Genomic DNA, 14,856 nt, shown 5'->3' with positions numbered 1-14,856 from the left:
GATCAGCCGCATGGATAACCAAACCGTCGTTTACGGGGTCATCGGAGACCCCATCCGCCATACGAAATCGCCGATCATGCTGAACCGGGCGTTCCGGGAAACCGGGGTGAACGGCGCTTACGCCGCTTTCCACGTGACGCCGGACCGGCTCGAAGCGGCGATCGGCGGCATTCGGGCGCTTGGCTTCCGCGGCCTGAACGTCACGATTCCCCACAAGGTCGCCGTCATGACCTGGCTCGACGAGATCGACGAAGGCGCCCGGGCGATCGGGGCCGTGAACACGATCGTGAACGAGAACGGCCGGCTGATCGGATATAATACGGATGGAATCGGCTACGTCCGTTCCCTTAAAGAGGAGGCCGAGCCGGAGCTCGCCGGGCGCCGTATCGTCGTGCTCGGCGCGGGAGGCGCCGCCCGCGGCATCGTGTGGGCGCTCGCCCGCGAGTTGCCGGCGTCGGTGAAGATCGCCAACCGGACGTGGGACAAAGCCCGGGACTTGGCGGCAAGCCTCGGCGGAGACGGAGGACCGGTGTCGGCGATCCGCTGGGAAGACCTGCGGGACGCTTGCGGCGAAGCCGACGTCGTCGTCAACACGACTTCCGTGGGCATGTCGCCGAACGTGGACGATACGCCGATCGACCCCGCTTGGCTGAAGCCCGGGGCGGTGGCCAGCGACCTCATTTACAATCCGCTCGTCACGGCGTTCTTGCGAGGCGCCCGGGAGCGGGACTGCCGCATTCACGGCGGACTCGGCATGTTCGTGTACCAAGGCGCGTACGCCTTCGAATATTGGACCGGCCTGCCGGCTCCCGTCGCCGCGATGCGGGACGAGGTGCTGGCGTCATTTTCAGGAAAGTAGGGAAACCGCATGTTGACCGGTAAACAAAAACGATACTTGCGCTCGCTGGCCCACCACTTGGATCCGATTTTCCAAGTCGGCAAGGGCGGCGTCAACGACCATCTGATCCGCCATATCGAAGAGGCGATCGAGACCCGCGAGCTGCTGAAAGTATCGGTGCTGAACAATTCCTTGGAGGAAGCGCGGGAAATCGGGCCGGAGCTCGCGGAGAAGTCCGGCTGCGAGCTCGTGCAGGTGATCGGCAAAACGATCGTGCTGTACAAGGAATCGAAGGACCATAAAACGATCGAGCTGCCTTAACGGGCGGGGATGAAGCGGGAGAGGCGAAACGATGCGGAAAACCGGTTTGTTCGGAGGCACGTTCGACCCGATCCATTACGGCCATCTGCTGGCCGCCGAAGCGGCGCGGGAAGCGGCCAAGCTGGAGGAGGTCTGGTTCATCCCGACCTTCGCGCCTCCCCATAAGGCGAATCCGGGAGCGGACGCGGAAACCCGGCGGCGCATGCTCGAGATCGCGCTCGAAGAGACCCCCGGCTTTCGGGTGGAGGATCTCGAGCTGCGGAGACAAGGCGTCTCCTATACGATCGACACGGTGAACGCGCTGCTGGAACGATACCCGGACCGTTCTTTCTATTGGATCGTCGGTTCGGATATGGTGAAGGACCTGCCGAATTGGCGGGATTCGGAGCGGCTGGCGGAGCTCGTCACGTTCATCGGGCTGGACCGTCCGGACGATCCGTTCGGCGAAGCCGAGCTTCCGATGTACGTGCGCCGCAAGCTGCTGCGGGCTTCCATGCCGCCGATGGGGCTGTCGTCGACCGATATCCGCAGGCGCGTCAAGGACGGCCGGTCGATCCGGTTCATGACGCCGGACCCGGTATGCGATTGGATACGGAGGAATGGCCTGTATGGATCTTGAAAGGTTAAGGGAAGCGACTCGGCGCCAAATGCCCGAGAAACGGTGGGTGCACACGCTCGGCGTCGTATCCGAGGCCGCAAAGCTGGCGAAACGTTTCGGCGGAGACCGTTCGAAAGCCGAGCTCGCCGCGTTGCTGCACGATTACGCGAAGGCGTGGCCGATCGAGCGGCAGGGCCAAGCGATCCGGGATCACGGACTGCCGGCCGAGCTGCTGGAATACGACAAGGAATTGTGGCACGCGCACGTCGGCGCTTGGGCGGTGCAGGCGGAACACGGCGTGGACGACGAGGAAGTGCTGGACGCCATCCGTTACCATACTTCGGGCCGGGAACGGATGACGCTGCTGGACAAAATCGTCTGTCTGGCCGACTATATCGAGCCGGGCCGGGACTTTCCCGGGGTGAATAAGATCCGGAAGTTGGCGGAGCATAATTTGGAAGAAGCGCTGGTCGCCGGGTTCGACGCCACCATCGCGTTCCTGATGGAGAAGGGCAAACGGATTTTTCCTTTGACGGTTATCGCCCGCAACGGGCTGATTGACGAATTGAAGGATCGCAAAAAAACGGGATCGGCGGGAGGCTGAGGCATGGCGGGAAAATCGGAGCAATTGCTGAAAGCGGTCATGGACGGAGCGGAGGACAAAAAAGCGCATGAACCCGTGGCGCTGAACCTGCAGGGCATTTCGCTGGTGGCGGACTATTTCTTGATCTGCCACGGCAACTCCGACACGCAGGTGCTGGCGATCGCGGGCGAGATCCGCAAACGGGCGGAAGAGCTCGGGTTTCGCGTCCGCACGGAAGGCGCGGATACGGCCCGCTGGGTGCTGATCGACATGGGCGACGTCGTCGCGCACGTGTTCCACAAGGACGAGCGGGAGTATTATCACCTGGAGCGCCTCTGGTCCGACGCGAAGGTCGTGGAGCTCGTATGACGCTGGAGGCGGGAACGACCGCGCGGCTGCGGGTGCGCCGGGAGGCGCCGCCGTACGGCTGGTTCGTCGCGGAAGAGGGGGAAGGCGGGCCCGAAGTTCTCCTGCCTTACGCGGAAGCGGTCGAGCGGCGTCCGGAGGCGGGAGACGAAACGGAAGTCTTCTTGTTCCACGATGACAAGGGACGGATGACCGCCACCCAGCGGAAACCTTTGATCCGGCTGGGCGAGCTTGCCCGGCTGGCCGTCGCCGATTTCCATCCCCGTTTCGGCTATTTCCTCGAAATGGGCATCGGGCGGCAGCTGCTGCTTCCTTTGAAGGAGCTGCCCGCCGAACGGCGGAACGTCTGGCCCGAGACGGGGGACGAGCTGTTCGTCGTCATGAAGCACGACAAAGAGGGGCGGATGCTCGGGCGGTTGGCCAAGGCCGACGACTTCGCCGGGCTCGCGGTCCGGGCGCCGAACGCCTGGAAGAACGAGTGGAAGGAAGCTTGGGTGACCGACGTGTTCCGGGACGGCGTTTTCGCGCTCGTGGAAGGCGGGGTGATCGGCTTCGGCGTGCTCGGCTACGTGCACGAGTCTGTCATGACCCGCCCGCTGCGGATCGGGGAGAAGTTCAAAGCGCGCGTATCCGCGGTGCGGGACGACGGCCGGGCGAACTTGAGCATGCGGCTGCCGAAGGAGAAGGGGCGGCTCGAGGACGCCGACCGCCTGCTCGCGTTCCTGCGGGATCGGCCGGGCGGGGGCATGCCCTACTCGGACGAGACGCCGGCCGACATCATCCAGAAGCGTTTCGGCTTGAGCAAGGCGGCGTTCAAGCGGGCATTGGGCAAGCTCATGAAGGAAGGGCTCGCGACCCAGCAGGGCAGTTGGACGTATTTGACCGAGACCGGAAAATCGGCGGCAGTATCGGCGGGAACCGCGGAGGAAGCGGACGGCGGCGACGGCTGAGTCGGCCGGACCGGTCCCGCGTTGGCAAGGACCGCGCTCCATAGGCTACACAAGACATTGCAAACCATAGGAGAGACGTCAATGCGTTCTTACCGCGAGTTCGCCTCCGTATACGACCGGCTGATGGAAGAAATGCCGTACGGGGAATGGATGAGCTATGCCCGGCAGTGTTTCGGGAAATACGGCATGCCCCGTTCGGTCGTCGACCTCGGATGCGGCACGGGCAATCTCTCGATTCCGCTGGCCAAATCGGGTTTCGAGGTATTCGGCATCGACCTGTCCGCCGAGATGCTGGCGATCGCGCGGAGCAAGTGGGACCAGCCTCCCGTGCGGGGACAAGGCGGCACGATCCGCTGGCTGCAGCAGGACATGCGCGACTGGGAGCTGCCGGAGCCGGTCGACGCGGTGCTGAGTTTCTGCGATTGCCTGAATTACCTCACCGAAGAGGCCGACGTCGCCGCCGCCTTCCGGTCGACGTACGCGGGGCTGGCGCCGGGGGGGTTATTCGTTTTCGACGTGCTCGCTCCCCGAACGCTGGAGGCGTATGCCGAAGAGCAGCCGTTCGTCTACGACGAGAAAGACGTCGCCTATCTATGGACGTCGGAATACGACGCCGCCGAGCGGGTCATCCGGCACGACCTGACGTTTTTCGTGCGCGACGATGCCGGCGGGCCGGCATCCGGCTTGTACCGCCGGTTCACCGAATCCCACACCCAGCGCTCGTATGAGCCGGATTGGCTGGCAGACCAGCTGGCGGCAGCCGGGTTCGAGCTGCTCCACCGCAGCGCCGATTTCGGCTGGGAAACCCCGACGGAGACGTCGGAACGCCTGTTTTACGTCGCCCGGAAGCCGCGCTAAACGAATCTCGGGCAAGCGGATCGCATATCGTTCTCGTCTGCCGCTGAGAGGAATAGCCGTCCCGGGTCGAGTCGATCAGGACGTTCGTTTTCGTCATTCGATTTCGACCGTCGCTTCTCCGGCCAATTCGCTCGGTTCGGGAACGCCTTCCCGCAATTCGGCCATCAGGTTCCCCCGGACCGTATATTCGCCGGGCGGCACCCGGTTCCCCTGCCGGTCCAGCAAATCCCACTCTTCCCGGTAAGACGCGGTTTCCGACGGGCGCATTTCCGCGTCGGTCACGACTGCGATAAACGCTTTATTATCCGACCAGGTGTAAATTTCGTTTCCTTCCTGATCGAATATCCGAAAATCATACCGCTGACCGCCGTACCGAACCTGTACACTTTTGCCCGACACGTTGGAGACGGATATTCGGAGCTTCAGTTTACCGTCCTCCATCTTGGCGTCCACCGCCGTTTCGAACAAGCCGGCCATCGTCGGAATTTCCTTCCGCTTGGCCGGAAGCCGAATCGAGTCGGCATCGAGCTTCCGCGCGGGAATCGCCGCCGCGGGGGCCGGCTCCGTTGCGGCCGATGCGGCAGGCGGCGGATCCGCCCATTCCTCCCGCGCCTGGTCCGCCGCTGCCGGCAGTTGGCAGCCGGCCAGCACAAGCGGCACGACCAATAGGGCCCAAGCCATCCGGTACGGTTTCGCCATCTCTCCCCCACTCCCCGTCAACCCATTTTCCGAAATAGACGGAACGGAGTCCCATTATGTTCCAGTCAGATCCCAGATCCGTAAAAAAATGAAAACGGTCGGTCAGGAATCAGCGCCTGAACGACCGTTTTCGATTTTCGTCTCCCGGCGAGCACCCGTTTGCAGGACGACGTCAAGTCGGTGCTCAGCTTTTGCTACGGCGGCTCGCGATCCGCGAGCCGAGCAGCAGAATCACGAAGGCGATGCCGACCCAGGCGAACCAGTCGCCCCATCGGTTATACAGCGTCCTGCCGCCGTCGCCCAGGACGGTTTCGCCCGTAATGTACGTCCGCTCGTTGATCGGGCTTGCGGCCGCCATCAGCCCGTAAGGGGTGACGATCTGCGACATGCCGGACGTGGAGCCGGTCACGATCGCGACCCGGTTCTCGACGGCTCGGAACACCGTGTCGGATGCGGCATACCGGGGAAATACGGCATTTCCGTTAAAGTCGTCGTCCACCGGGATCAGCATGAGCCGTGCGCCGTTTGCCGCCAGCGCCCGGACGATGCCCGTGACGTGGCGGTCCCAGCACACCGCCAAACCGACTTTCCCGTACGACGTCTCGAAGACCTGTCCGCGCGTGCTGCCGGGAATGAAGCCGTAGGTTTTCTCTCCGTCCGTCAGCTGGATTTTCGCCGTTTTCCCGACTTCCCGGCCGTCCGGTCCGACTAGCAACGCCGTATCATGCAGGCCGTCGCCGGACCGCCAAGTGACGTCTGCCGCGATGTAGGCATGGACGTCAGCCGCCAAATGCTTGAGCCGGTCGATTCCTTCCGTGCCATACTCCGCGAACTCGTTTTCGCCCCATACGATGAACGATGGACCGTTTCCCGCCGCTTGCTTGGTAAGCTCCGCATTGATGTCGAAGATAGCCGCCGACATTTCGGGCGTATCCGCGACGTAGCCGTCTCCCGCCGCCGTATGCCCGCCCAGCTTCTGAACCGCGGAATCCTGGTTCACCATGTCCGAATGGGCGGCAGCCCGAACCCAATGCCCTTCATTCGCTTGGGAGAGCGCGGCCAAGCCGCCTGTCCAGACGGCGATCGGCACGAGCAAGGCGGCCAGACTTGACCGGGACAGCCGGCGGCGTTCGAAGCCCTCCGCGATCAATTCCGCCAGCGCGTTGTTGGTCAGCAGGATGACGAAGCTCAGTCCGGCGAATCCGGTCAGCGAGACGAGCTGCAGCGGAGCGGGAGACAGCCACTGGCTTTTGGCCAGCACCTCGATCCACCATTCCCCGGTGACGGGTGCCGAGAAGCGCAGCCATTCGAGCGCCGTCCATACCGCGGGCAGGACGAGCGCCTTCAGCGGTGAGCGGAACTTCTCCTGCAGCGCGTAACCGAATTGGAGGAACGACCCGTACAGCAGACCGCTGGCCAGCATGAGGAACAGGCCGAACCCTTGGCCCAAAATATCGGGGTACCAGATATGGATGCCGACGGATCCGATCACGCCGGTCAGGTTAAAGCATGTATACGAAATGAGGCCGGATCGCCCGCGCGCCGCGAGCAATAGGGGGACGAAAGCGAACCAGGCCAGCGGGCCGGCTCCGGTCCCGGGCATGCAGCACGCGAATAAGATGCCGGACAGGACGGCGAGTCCCGCGGCCAGTCCGTTGGAGGGAATCATCGGTTTACGCATCGTTGTCTTGGAGTTCTCCCGTCTGCGAGGTAATGCCTCGTTTCGCAACGTTCGGCACGATTGTGACTATACAACAACCCCCGCGTTCCGTCGAGAAATTTTTCCATCGGCCTTGCGGTCTTCGCCGTCCCTTGACAGCTTTTGCTTCGAATGGCTATAATCAGGGCATATCTGCAAGCCGTGATGAGGAGTAGTAGTCGGGCGGGCGTCCCGCAGAGAGCCGGAGCAAGGTGGAAGCCGGCGGATAGCCCCGGCGAACTCGCCTCGGAGCTTCCGCGCGAAATGGGCAACGGCCCGCCGAAGCGCGGCGATTTCCCTCCGTTACGGGGAACGAGTGGGCGGATTCCCAAGCAGGGAGACGCCAACTAGGGTGGTACCACGGGAATCGACTCCCGTCCCTAGCGACAACGCTGGGGGCGGGAGTTTTTGCTTTTTCGGTTATGGAAGCATACGAAACGAAGGAGAACAGAGAACCATGAGCCAAGACAATCCGCACGGTTACAAGCCGCAGGCGATCGAGCCCAAGTGGCAGAAGCATTGGGATGAGAACAAGACGTTCCGCACGTCGGAAGACCCCGGCAAGCCCAAATTTTACGCGCTCGACATGTTCCCCTATCCTTCGGGGGCGGGACTGCACGTCGGCCATCCGGAAGGATACACGGCGACCGACATCGTGAGCCGTTACAAACGGATGAGAGGCTACAACGTGCTTCATCCGATGGGTTGGGACGCGTTCGGTCTGCCGGCCGAGCAATACGCGCTGCAGACGGGCCGGCACCCGCGCGACATCACGGTGGAGAACATCAACAACTTCCGCCGCCAGATCAAGTCGCTCGGCTTCTCGTACGACTGGGACCGCGAATTCAGCACGACCGATCCCGACTATTACAAGTGGACGCAATGGATTTTCATCCAATTGTATAAGAAAGGCTTGGCCTACGTGGCCGAAGTGCCGGTCAATTGGTGTCCGGCGCTCGGCACCGTGCTGGCCAACGAAGAAGTCATCGACGGGAAGAGCGAGCGCGGCGGCCACCCGGTCATCCGCAAGCCGATGCGCCAGTGGATGCTGAAGATCACCGAGTACGCGGAACGGCTGCTGGAAGACCTGGAGGAGCTGGACTGGTCCGAAAGCATCAAGGACATGCAGCGCAACTGGATCGGCAAATCGACCGGCGCGGAAGTCACGTTCGCCATCGACGGGCGCGATGCGGCGCTCACCGTATTCACGACCCGTCCGGATACGCTGTTCGGCGCCACTTATTGCGTGCTGGCCCCCGAGCATGAGCTGGTCGCCTCGATTACGACCGCCGAGCAGAAGGCGGCGGTGGATGCTTACATCGACCAGGCGGCCCGCAAGAGCGACCTGGAGCGGACGGACCTGGCGAAGGACAAAACCGGGGTGTTCACGGGCGCTTACGCGGTCAATCCGGCGAACGGCGGGAAAATCCCGATCTGGATCGCCGACTACGTGCTCGGCGGATACGGCACGGGCGCGATCATGGCGGTGCCGGGCCACGACGAGCGGGACTGGGAATTCGCGAAGAAGTTCGGGTTGCCGATCGTGGAAGTGGTGAAAGGCGGCAACGTCGAGGAAGCGGCGTACACGGAAGACGGGGAGCATGTCAACTCCGGGTTCCTGAACGGGCTGTCCAAGCCGAACGCCATCGCCAAGATGATCGAGTGGCTGGAACAGAACGGCCGCGGCCGCGGCAAGGTGACGTACCGCCTCCGCGACTGGCTGTTCAGCCGCCAGCGGTACTGGGGCGAGCCGATTCCGATTCTGCACTTCGAGGACGGCACGATGGAGACGGTCCCGGAGGAAGAGCTGCCGCTCCTGCTCCCGGACGTCGACGCGATCGAGCCTTCCGGCACGGGAGAGTCTCCGCTCGCCAACGTGGAGGATTGGCTGTTCGTCACCGATCCGAAGACCGGACGCAAGGCGCGCCGGGAGACGAACACGATGCCGCAATGGGCCGGCAGCTGCTGGTACTACCTGCGGTTCATCGACCCGCATAACGACAAGGAAATTTGTTCGCCGGAGAAGCAGCGTCAGTGGCTGCCGGTCGACCTGTATATCGGCGGCGCGGAACACGCGGTGCTGCACCTGCTCTACGCGCGGTTCTGGCACAAGGTGCTGTACGACCTCGGCGTCGTGTCGACGAAGGAGCCGTTCCACAAGCTGGTGAACCAGGGCATGATCCTCGGAACGAACAACGAGAAAATGTCCAAATCCCGCGGGAACGTCATCAATCCGGACGATATCGTGAACGAATTCGGCGCCGACACGCTGCGGATGTACGAAATGTTCATGGGCCCGCTCGAAGCGACGAAGCCGTGGAGCACGAACGGCGTGGAAGGCGTGCACCGGTTCCTCGCCCGCGTATGGCGTCTGTTCGTGGACGAGGGTGGCGGCCTGAACGCGAAAATCCAGGACGTTCCCGGCGACGACGCGTTCCGCCGGACGTGGCACAAGACGATCAAGAAGCTGACGGAGGATTACGAGGGACTGCGCTTCAACACGGCGATCAGCCAGCTGATGATCTTCGTCAACGAAGCCTACAAAGCCGATACGCTGCCGAAGCAAGCGATGGAACATTTCGTGCAGATGCTGTCCCCGATCGCCCCGCATATCTCCGAAGAGCTATGGGAGCGGCTGGGACATCAAGATTCCGTGACGTACGCGGCGTGGCCCGAATACGATCCGGCGCTGACCGTGGACGCGGAAGTGGAAATCGCCGTGCAGGTCAACGGGAAAATCGTTGATCGGGTGAACGTGCCTTCCGATTTGGACGAAGCGGGCCTGCAAGATACCGCCTTGTCCTTGGAGAAAGTGAAAGCCCAAATCGAGGGCAAGACGGTCCGCAAGGTGATCGCGGTGAAGGGCAAGCTCGTCAACATCGTGGCGAACTAACAAGAAAAGGGCGGCCTGATTCGGATCAGGGCCGCCCTTCTTGCGATTCGTTTTGGAACAGCGAAGCTTCCACCTTGTTCAGATCCTCCGTGAATTTCTCGTGGGTGACCCGGATCAAAGCCGGGAAAGCGCCCGCGGTCGACGATCGCAGCGATTGCAGGGCCGCGGCGGTAATGCCGCCGGGCACGGACACCCGGCTTTGCAGCTCCTGCGTCGTGAAGCCTTGCTCGGCCAGCAGCCGGGCGGTGCCGAGCAGCATTTCGCCGGCTAGTACCGCGGCCGTTTCCCGGTCCATGCCGGATTGCCGCGCGGCCGCCTCGGTGAACTCCTCGAGCAGGTAAGCGAAGAACGCCGGTCCGCAGCTGGAGATGTCGGATGCCGCGCGGACATCCTCCTCGCGGATGTCGACGGGCCGGCTGATCGCGCCTATCAATTCCATGAGCGCGGCTCGGTCCTCCGGCTCGATGCGGGAGCCCCACATGCAAAGCGTCGCCCCGCTTCGGGCGGAGTTGACGATGCTGGGGATCAGCTTGGCGACTTTGCAGGGAAGCAGCAGTTCCAGATGCGCCAGCCGCACCGGGCTCGTGATGGAAACGGCGATTTGGTCCGCCCGCATGACAGGGGCGATTTCGTCCAGTACGCTGCGGAAATCCGAAGGTTTGACGCAAAGAAACAACAAATCCGCACCCCGCGCGGCATCCGCGTTCGACGGCGCCGGGAGCAGACCGGGGAACCGCCGGGCCAAAGCCGCCGATTTGGAGGGGGTTCGGGAAGAGACCGAGATGTCCGCAGGTTGCATCGCCCCGGCGCTTACGAAAGCTTCGACCAACAGGCTTCCCATGCTGCCGGCGCCGATGAAGCCGACTTTCATCCTCTTCCCTCCTATTATCGGGAGTTTGACGGTGCCAAACTCTCGCCTGGTGAACATGTTTGCCTCAACCCACTATATGTCGAATCGGTCGCGCGAATGACACTTTTTATAAAGATGATCGAAAGGGGAGGAGCGGGAGATGGAATGGGAACGGTCGGGCGGTCATCCAAAACGGCGGAAGTTGAAAACCGCGGCGGCCCGGACGGCCGCGGCGGCGGGAACGGCGGCGCTATTGTGGGCGCTGCTGGCGCCGTCCGGCAAAGGCATTCCGGGCTGGCAGCCCGTGAGCGGAGCGCTCAAGGCGACCTTGGCGGCGCAAAATCATGATTCGGTCGCTGGCGGGGACGAAGATTCGGCCGCTGCGCCGAGCGTATCCTCTTCGGCGACGCCAACCCGCGTTCCGGAACCTTCGGCGATCGCAGGGCCAGCCTTAGCATCGCCGCAGACTTCTCAACCGCCCTCCTCTTCCTCGGAACCCGCGTCGGCGGCGGCATTGCTGGACTTGAACACGGCGACGGAAGCCGAGCTGGACGGCCTGCCCGGGGTGGGGCCGTCCAAGGCCCGGGCGATCCTGGAATACCGGAACGCTCACGGCGGATTCCGGTCCGTGGATGAGCTGCTCCAGGTGAAGGGAATCGGCGCGAAGATGCTCGAACGGATCCGGCCGTTGGTCCGGGTCGGGGCGGCGGCGGGAACACCTTGAAAGAACGATTTCCTTTCGCGTCCGAATATGCGACAATACAATGAAGTTGACGTAGCCGATAGACATTCGTTCATTCGTTGCAGTTGAAGAGTCTGGGAGGTCGTCGAATCATGCCGGTGTCGGCGCGCAAAGATTGGGATACCTATTTCATGGATATCGCGTTTATGGTCTCCACCCGTTCCCGCTGCCCGAGAAGACACGTCGGGGCGGTGCTCGTCCAAGGGAAGAAGCTGCTCGGGACGTCCTATAACGGAGCGCCGATGGGCGTGCCGGACTGCTCGGAAGCGGGCTGTTTGATCGTGGAGGAGTTCGAGCCTTCCACGGACGCGGAAGCCGCGGGCGGCATGAAAGTCAAACAGCGCTGCATCCGCACGATTCACGCGGAACAGAACCTGCTGCTGTTTACGGACCGCATCGACCGCGAAGGGTCGACCGTCTACGTCACGGATCAGCCTTGCTGGACCTGCGCCAATATGCTGGCGAACAGCGGAATCGCGGAAATCGTGTTCCACCGCGTCTATCCCAAGGATTACGACAAGGTGGAAGCGCTGATGCGGCAGAGAGGAATCGGGTTCCGCCAGTTAGAGGGCTACGTTCCTCCCCCGGATACCGAAGTACAGGACGCGGTTTGATCGATTGAACGAGTGAGGAAGCACCTCCTCCGCCGATTTTGGCGGGGGAGGTTTTTTGTTTTCGGCGGGAATCGGGAAAGGGGGTAGGGGACGATGGACAAAAGGCCGCTGGCGGCCTTCGCCGGCTGCTGGTTGATCGGCGTGACGGTGCCGTCATGGTTTGCGGGCGTTGCCGGTCAGGCCGCGGCGTTAGCCGGACTGTTGCTGATCCTGCTCGGCGGAGCGCTGTCGGGCCGCTTGTCCGTGCGGCTTGCCTGTGCCTGTGCCGCCGCGCTGCTGCTGGCCTTCGCGGAATCGTCATGGGCCGAACGGACGAAAGACTCCTCCGATCTTTCCGCTTTATGGCCGGAGGAACGCGCGCCGGAAACCGCCGAACTCCGGGGGCGGATGAAAGACGTTCCCGACGTGGACGGGGATACCGTTACGTTCCGGCTCGCCGCGGTACGGGTAAAGGCGCGGGGAGAAACGGCCGCGATCCGGATTCGGGAGACGGTTCAGGTCCGGGTGAAATTGAAGGCCGAAGAGGAACAGCGGGTTGCCGGGCGCTGGCGGAGAGGAGAAACGCTCGCCGTCGTCGGCGTTCCCGGGAGGCCGGAATCCGCGGGCAATTTCGGCGCCTTCGATTACCGGGCGTATTCGGAGAGCCAGGGGATCGCCTGGACGTGGACCGTTCAGGGAACGGCGGGCGTTCGGACGGAAGAGGATCCCGTCCCATGGCGGCTGCTGCCGCTTCGCGCGGCGGACGAGCTTCGCGCCGGGATCGGCCGCCTGGCGGACCGGTTGTATCCGAACGGGGACGCGGGTTACATGAAGGGGTTAACCGCCGGCATCACGGACGACATCGATCCGGCGCTGTACGACGCGTACTCCCGCCTGGGCCTGACGCATATTTTGGCCATTTCGGGGCTGCACGTCGGGGTCGTCGTGTTCGTTTTGCTGCGCCTCGGCGCTTTGTTCCGGCTGACCCGCGAGCGATCGCTCGATCTCGCTTTCGCCGCGATGCCGGCCTACATGCTGCTCACGGGCGCTTCCCCTTCGGCGGTGCGGGCGTGCCTGATGGCGATGATCGCGCTGGCGATGGCGCGCCGGCATTTGCTGAAAGACGGCTTCAACTTGCTGGCCGCGGCGGCTTTGGTCATGCTGGTCTGGGATCCGGCTGCGGCCCGCAACGTCAGCTTTCAGCTTTCGTTTACGGTAACCGCCGGTTTGCTGCTCTGGACGTCATCCGTCGCCAAGTCGCTGGCTTTTATCCGCATGGCCTCCCTACGCGGCGCGCTTGCGGTCGCCTTGACCGCCCAAGCCGTTTCGTTTCCGTTAACCGCGTATTATTTTCACGGGGTCCATCTGTTGTCCCTGCCGGCTAACCTTGTGCTCGTGCCGTTCGTCAGTTTCGTGATCTTGCCGCTCGGCATGGCTTCCGTGGCGCTCGGCGCGATTTGGTTCCCGTTGGGCGAAATCCCGGCGTTGCTGGCGACGTACGGCAACCGGGGGACGTTCGCGCTAGTGGAATGGCTCAACCGTCCCACGGCTCTTGGCATGGTCTGGCCGCAGCCTTCCAAGCTGTGGGTGCTGTCGGCATACGCGCTGATGGCCGTCTCGATGGCGGCGCTGAGCCGCCGAAGAGCCCGGCGGGCCTGGGAGGAGGCATGGGGCGAAGCCGAACCGGAAGCGGACGATACGGTAACGATCGAGGATACCGGCCCCGTTCAACACGAAGGCAGACCCTCGTGGGCGGAGCGTGTCCGCGGGGCGGGATTTCCCGCCGTTCGGGCTTGGGCCGGAGGTTTCGCTTTGCTCATGCTATGGGCAGGCTGGGGGATTTGGGGGTACAAGCCGGCGTTCGCGGACCGCAGCGCCTACGTGCAATTTTTGGACGTCGGGCAAGGGGACGGCATTTTGGTGCGGACGGGTAGGGGGAATCACGTGCTCGTAGACGCGGGAGGTACGGTCCGCTTCCGCAAGCCCGGGGAGGAATGGAAGGAGCGCCGGGACCCGTACGAAGTCGGCCGCAAGCTGTTGGTTCCTCTTTTGAAGCAGCGTGGTGTCCGCGGATTGGACGCGCTCATGCTCACGCATTTGGACGCCGACCATATCGGCGGAGCGCAAGCCGTTTTGGACAACATCCCGGTCCGCGCGATCGTATGGAACGGGACCTGGAAGGACTCGCCGGGAGCGGAGAAGCTGCTGCAAACCGCGGTTGACCGGGGGATCCCCGTTTACGCCGCGCAAGCCGGCATGAAGTGGGACATCGATGCGTCGGCCTCGATGGAGATCCTGTTTCCGGAAACGCATGCTGAATCCGTAGCGCCTCCGGGCGATCCGGCTTTGCTGCCGGAGCTGGATCAACAAAACGAGAGCAGCGTGGTGACGCAGCTGTCCTTGTACGGCCGGCGTTTCCTGCTGACGGGAGACGTAGAAGCCGCGGGGGAGCGCGCGGTATTGAACCGCATCGCCCGGGCAGGCGAGACTGCTTCGGCTCCGCAGTCGCTGCACGGTCCCGTAGACGTAATGAAAGCCGCCCACCACGGCAGCAAAACCTCTACCACCGAAGATTGGCTCGCTTGGTGGAAGCCTGCCGAAACGGTCATATCGGTCGGCCGCAACAACCTTTACGGCCATCCGAGCCCTCCCGTCGTCGACAGGATCGAGGCATCCGGATCGGCGCTTTACCGGACGGACCGGGACGGGGAAATCCAGTACCGGGTTCGCCCGGACGGCACCTTGACGCGGCGGACGAAGCGGGCGATGCCGCCGGAATCGCCGCATTCGCGCTGAAAAGCCTTACAAAAGGCTGTCCCCCGCGCCGTCTTTTTGCTAGACTTAAAGTGTTGTCCGAAAACGGCGA

14 protein-coding genes and 1 other annotated feature are annotated in these 14,856 nt (G+C 63.2%); of the genes, 11 read left to right on the top strand and 3 right to left on the bottom strand.

Annotated elements, in window-relative coordinates; translation table 11 throughout:
• Nucleotides 1–10: 10 nt before the first annotated feature.
• The 7 genes from aroE (at nt 11) to PTZ19_RS17220 (ending at nt 4,514) form a co-directional block, all read left to right on the top strand.
• Nucleotides 11–859, top strand: a complete 849-nt coding sequence (gene aroE, locus PTZ19_RS17250; RefSeq protein WP_276356327.1) for a shikimate dehydrogenase — start codon at nt 11–13, stop codon at nt 857–859.
• 9 nt (nt 860–868) lie between these two features.
• Nucleotides 869–1,159, top strand: coding sequence for a ribosome assembly RNA-binding protein YhbY (gene yhbY / locus PTZ19_RS17245; RefSeq protein ID WP_276356326.1), 291 nt, complete (start codon nt 869–871; stop codon nt 1,157–1,159).
• A gap of 31 nt (nt 1,160–1,190) precedes the next feature.
• The gene (gene nadD / locus PTZ19_RS17240; RefSeq protein ID WP_276356325.1) at nt 1,191–1,778 is read left to right on the top strand and encodes a nicotinate-nucleotide adenylyltransferase; all 588 of its coding nucleotides are present in this window, start codon (nt 1,191–1,193) and stop codon (nt 1,776–1,778) included.
• Nucleotides 1,768–2,361 (top strand): bis(5'-nucleosyl)-tetraphosphatase (symmetrical) YqeK, encoded by a 594-nt coding sequence (gene yqeK, locus PTZ19_RS17235; RefSeq protein ID WP_276356324.1) that lies wholly within the window; start codon nt 1,768–1,770, stop codon nt 2,359–2,361. Before nadD ends, yqeK begins: the two co-directional genes overlap by 11 nt.
• 3 nt (nt 2,362–2,364) lie before the next feature.
• Nucleotides 2,365–2,709 (top strand): ribosome silencing factor, encoded by a 345-nt coding sequence (gene rsfS, locus PTZ19_RS17230; protein ID WP_276356323.1) that lies wholly within the window; start codon nt 2,365–2,367, stop codon nt 2,707–2,709.
• Entirely contained in the window at nt 2,706–3,656 is a 951-nt protein-coding gene (locus tag PTZ19_RS17225; protein WP_276356322.1) for a CvfB family protein, read from the top strand. Before rsfS ends, PTZ19_RS17225 begins: the two co-directional genes overlap by 4 nt.
• A gap of 81 nt (nt 3,657–3,737) precedes the next feature.
• Complete coding sequence (locus tag PTZ19_RS17220) at nt 3,738–4,514, top strand: class I SAM-dependent DNA methyltransferase (protein ID WP_276356321.1); 777 nt, start codon at nt 3,738–3,740, stop codon at nt 4,512–4,514.
• Nucleotides 4,515–4,607: 93 nt separating this feature from the next.
• Here PTZ19_RS17220 and PTZ19_RS17215 read toward each other — a convergent pair whose 3' ends face one another.
• Together PTZ19_RS17215 and PTZ19_RS17210 are read right to left on the bottom strand one after the other, a co-directional pair.
• Nucleotides 4,608–5,213: a BsuPI-related putative proteinase inhibitor gene (locus PTZ19_RS17215; protein ID WP_276356320.1), complete on the bottom strand. Its 606-nt coding sequence runs from the start codon at nt 5,211–5,213 to the stop codon at nt 4,608–4,610.
• Nucleotides 5,214–5,397: 184 nt separating this feature from the next.
• Nucleotides 5,398–6,894 carry a nitrilase-related carbon-nitrogen hydrolase gene (locus PTZ19_RS17210; RefSeq protein ID WP_276356319.1) on the bottom strand — a complete coding sequence of 499 codons (1,497 nt, stop codon included), beginning with the start codon at nt 6,892–6,894 and terminating at the stop codon, nt 5,398–5,400.
• A 171-nt stretch (nt 6,895–7,065) separates the two neighbouring features.
• Nucleotides 7,066–7,297 (top strand) — a binding site (T-box leader).
• 72 nt (nt 7,298–7,369) lie between these two features.
• On the opposite strand from PTZ19_RS17210, the gene leuS reads away from it, so the two are divergent.
• Nucleotides 7,370–9,805, top strand: coding sequence for a leucine--tRNA ligase (gene leuS, locus PTZ19_RS17205; RefSeq protein WP_276356318.1), 2,436 nt, complete (start codon nt 7,370–7,372; stop codon nt 9,803–9,805).
• Between the two features lie 25 nt (nt 9,806–9,830).
• Here leuS and comER read toward each other — a convergent pair whose 3' ends face one another.
• Nucleotides 9,831–10,676, bottom strand: a complete 846-nt coding sequence (gene comER, locus PTZ19_RS17200; RefSeq protein ID WP_276356317.1) for a late competence protein ComER — start codon at nt 10,674–10,676, stop codon at nt 9,831–9,833.
• 139 nt (nt 10,677–10,815) lie between these two features.
• Between comER and PTZ19_RS17195 the strand changes: the two genes are divergently transcribed.
• From PTZ19_RS17195 to PTZ19_RS17185, 3 genes are all read left to right on the top strand, one after another.
• Nucleotides 10,816–11,379, top strand: a complete 564-nt coding sequence (locus PTZ19_RS17195; protein ID WP_276356316.1) for a ComEA family DNA-binding protein — start codon at nt 10,816–10,818, stop codon at nt 11,377–11,379.
• Nucleotides 11,380–11,489: 110 nt separating this feature from the next.
• Nucleotides 11,490–12,011, top strand: coding sequence for a deoxycytidylate deaminase (locus PTZ19_RS17190; RefSeq protein WP_276356315.1), 522 nt, complete (start codon nt 11,490–11,492; stop codon nt 12,009–12,011).
• 93 nt (nt 12,012–12,104) lie between these two features.
• Nucleotides 12,105–14,786, top strand: coding sequence for a ComEC/Rec2 family competence protein (locus PTZ19_RS17185; protein ID WP_276356314.1), 2,682 nt, complete (start codon nt 12,105–12,107; stop codon nt 14,784–14,786).
• The last annotated feature ends 70 nt before the right edge of the window (nt 14,787–14,856 follow it).

This window comes from Cohnella caldifontis, from assembly GCF_029360585.1.
GTDB classification, from domain to species: Bacteria; Bacillota; Bacilli; order Paenibacillales; family Paenibacillaceae; genus Cohnella; species Cohnella caldifontis.
The sequence above is the reverse complement of the archived record's forward strand: the minus strand, read 5'-3'. Positions and strand labels throughout refer to the sequence as shown.

Excerpts from the sequence above, each read along its gene's own strand:
- aroE (WP_276356327.1), top strand. The coding sequence starts at position 11 with ATGGATAACCAAACCGTCGTTTACGGGGTCATCGGAGACCCCATCCGC.
- yhbY (WP_276356326.1), top strand. The coding sequence starts at position 869 with ATGTTGACCGGTAAACAAAAACGATACTTGCGCTCGCTGGCCCACCAC.
- nadD (WP_276356325.1), top strand. The coding sequence starts at position 1,191 with ATGCGGAAAACCGGTTTGTTCGGAGGCACGTTCGACCCGATCCATTAC.
- yqeK (WP_276356324.1), top strand. The coding sequence starts at position 1,768 with ATGGATCTTGAAAGGTTAAGGGAAGCGACTCGGCGCCAAATGCCCGAG.
- rsfS (WP_276356323.1), top strand. The coding sequence starts at position 2,365 with ATGGCGGGAAAATCGGAGCAATTGCTGAAAGCGGTCATGGACGGAGCG.
- PTZ19_RS17225 (WP_276356322.1), top strand. The coding sequence starts at position 2,706 with ATGACGCTGGAGGCGGGAACGACCGCGCGGCTGCGGGTGCGCCGGGAG.
- PTZ19_RS17220 (WP_276356321.1), top strand. The coding sequence starts at position 3,738 with ATGCGTTCTTACCGCGAGTTCGCCTCCGTATACGACCGGCTGATGGAA.
- PTZ19_RS17215 (WP_276356320.1), bottom strand. The coding sequence starts at position 5,213 with ATGGCGAAACCGTACCGGATGGCTTGGGCCCTATTGGTCGTGCCGCTT.
- PTZ19_RS17210 (WP_276356319.1), bottom strand. The coding sequence starts at position 6,894 with ATGCGTAAACCGATGATTCCCTCCAACGGACTGGCCGCGGGACTCGCC.
- leuS (WP_276356318.1), top strand. The coding sequence starts at position 7,370 with ATGAGCCAAGACAATCCGCACGGTTACAAGCCGCAGGCGATCGAGCCC.
- comER (WP_276356317.1), bottom strand. The coding sequence starts at position 10,676 with ATGAAAGTCGGCTTCATCGGCGCCGGCAGCATGGGAAGCCTGTTGGTC.
- PTZ19_RS17195 (WP_276356316.1), top strand. The coding sequence starts at position 10,816 with ATGGAATGGGAACGGTCGGGCGGTCATCCAAAACGGCGGAAGTTGAAA.
- PTZ19_RS17190 (WP_276356315.1), top strand. The coding sequence starts at position 11,490 with ATGCCGGTGTCGGCGCGCAAAGATTGGGATACCTATTTCATGGATATC.
- PTZ19_RS17185 (WP_276356314.1), top strand. The coding sequence starts at position 12,105 with ATGGACAAAAGGCCGCTGGCGGCCTTCGCCGGCTGCTGGTTGATCGGC.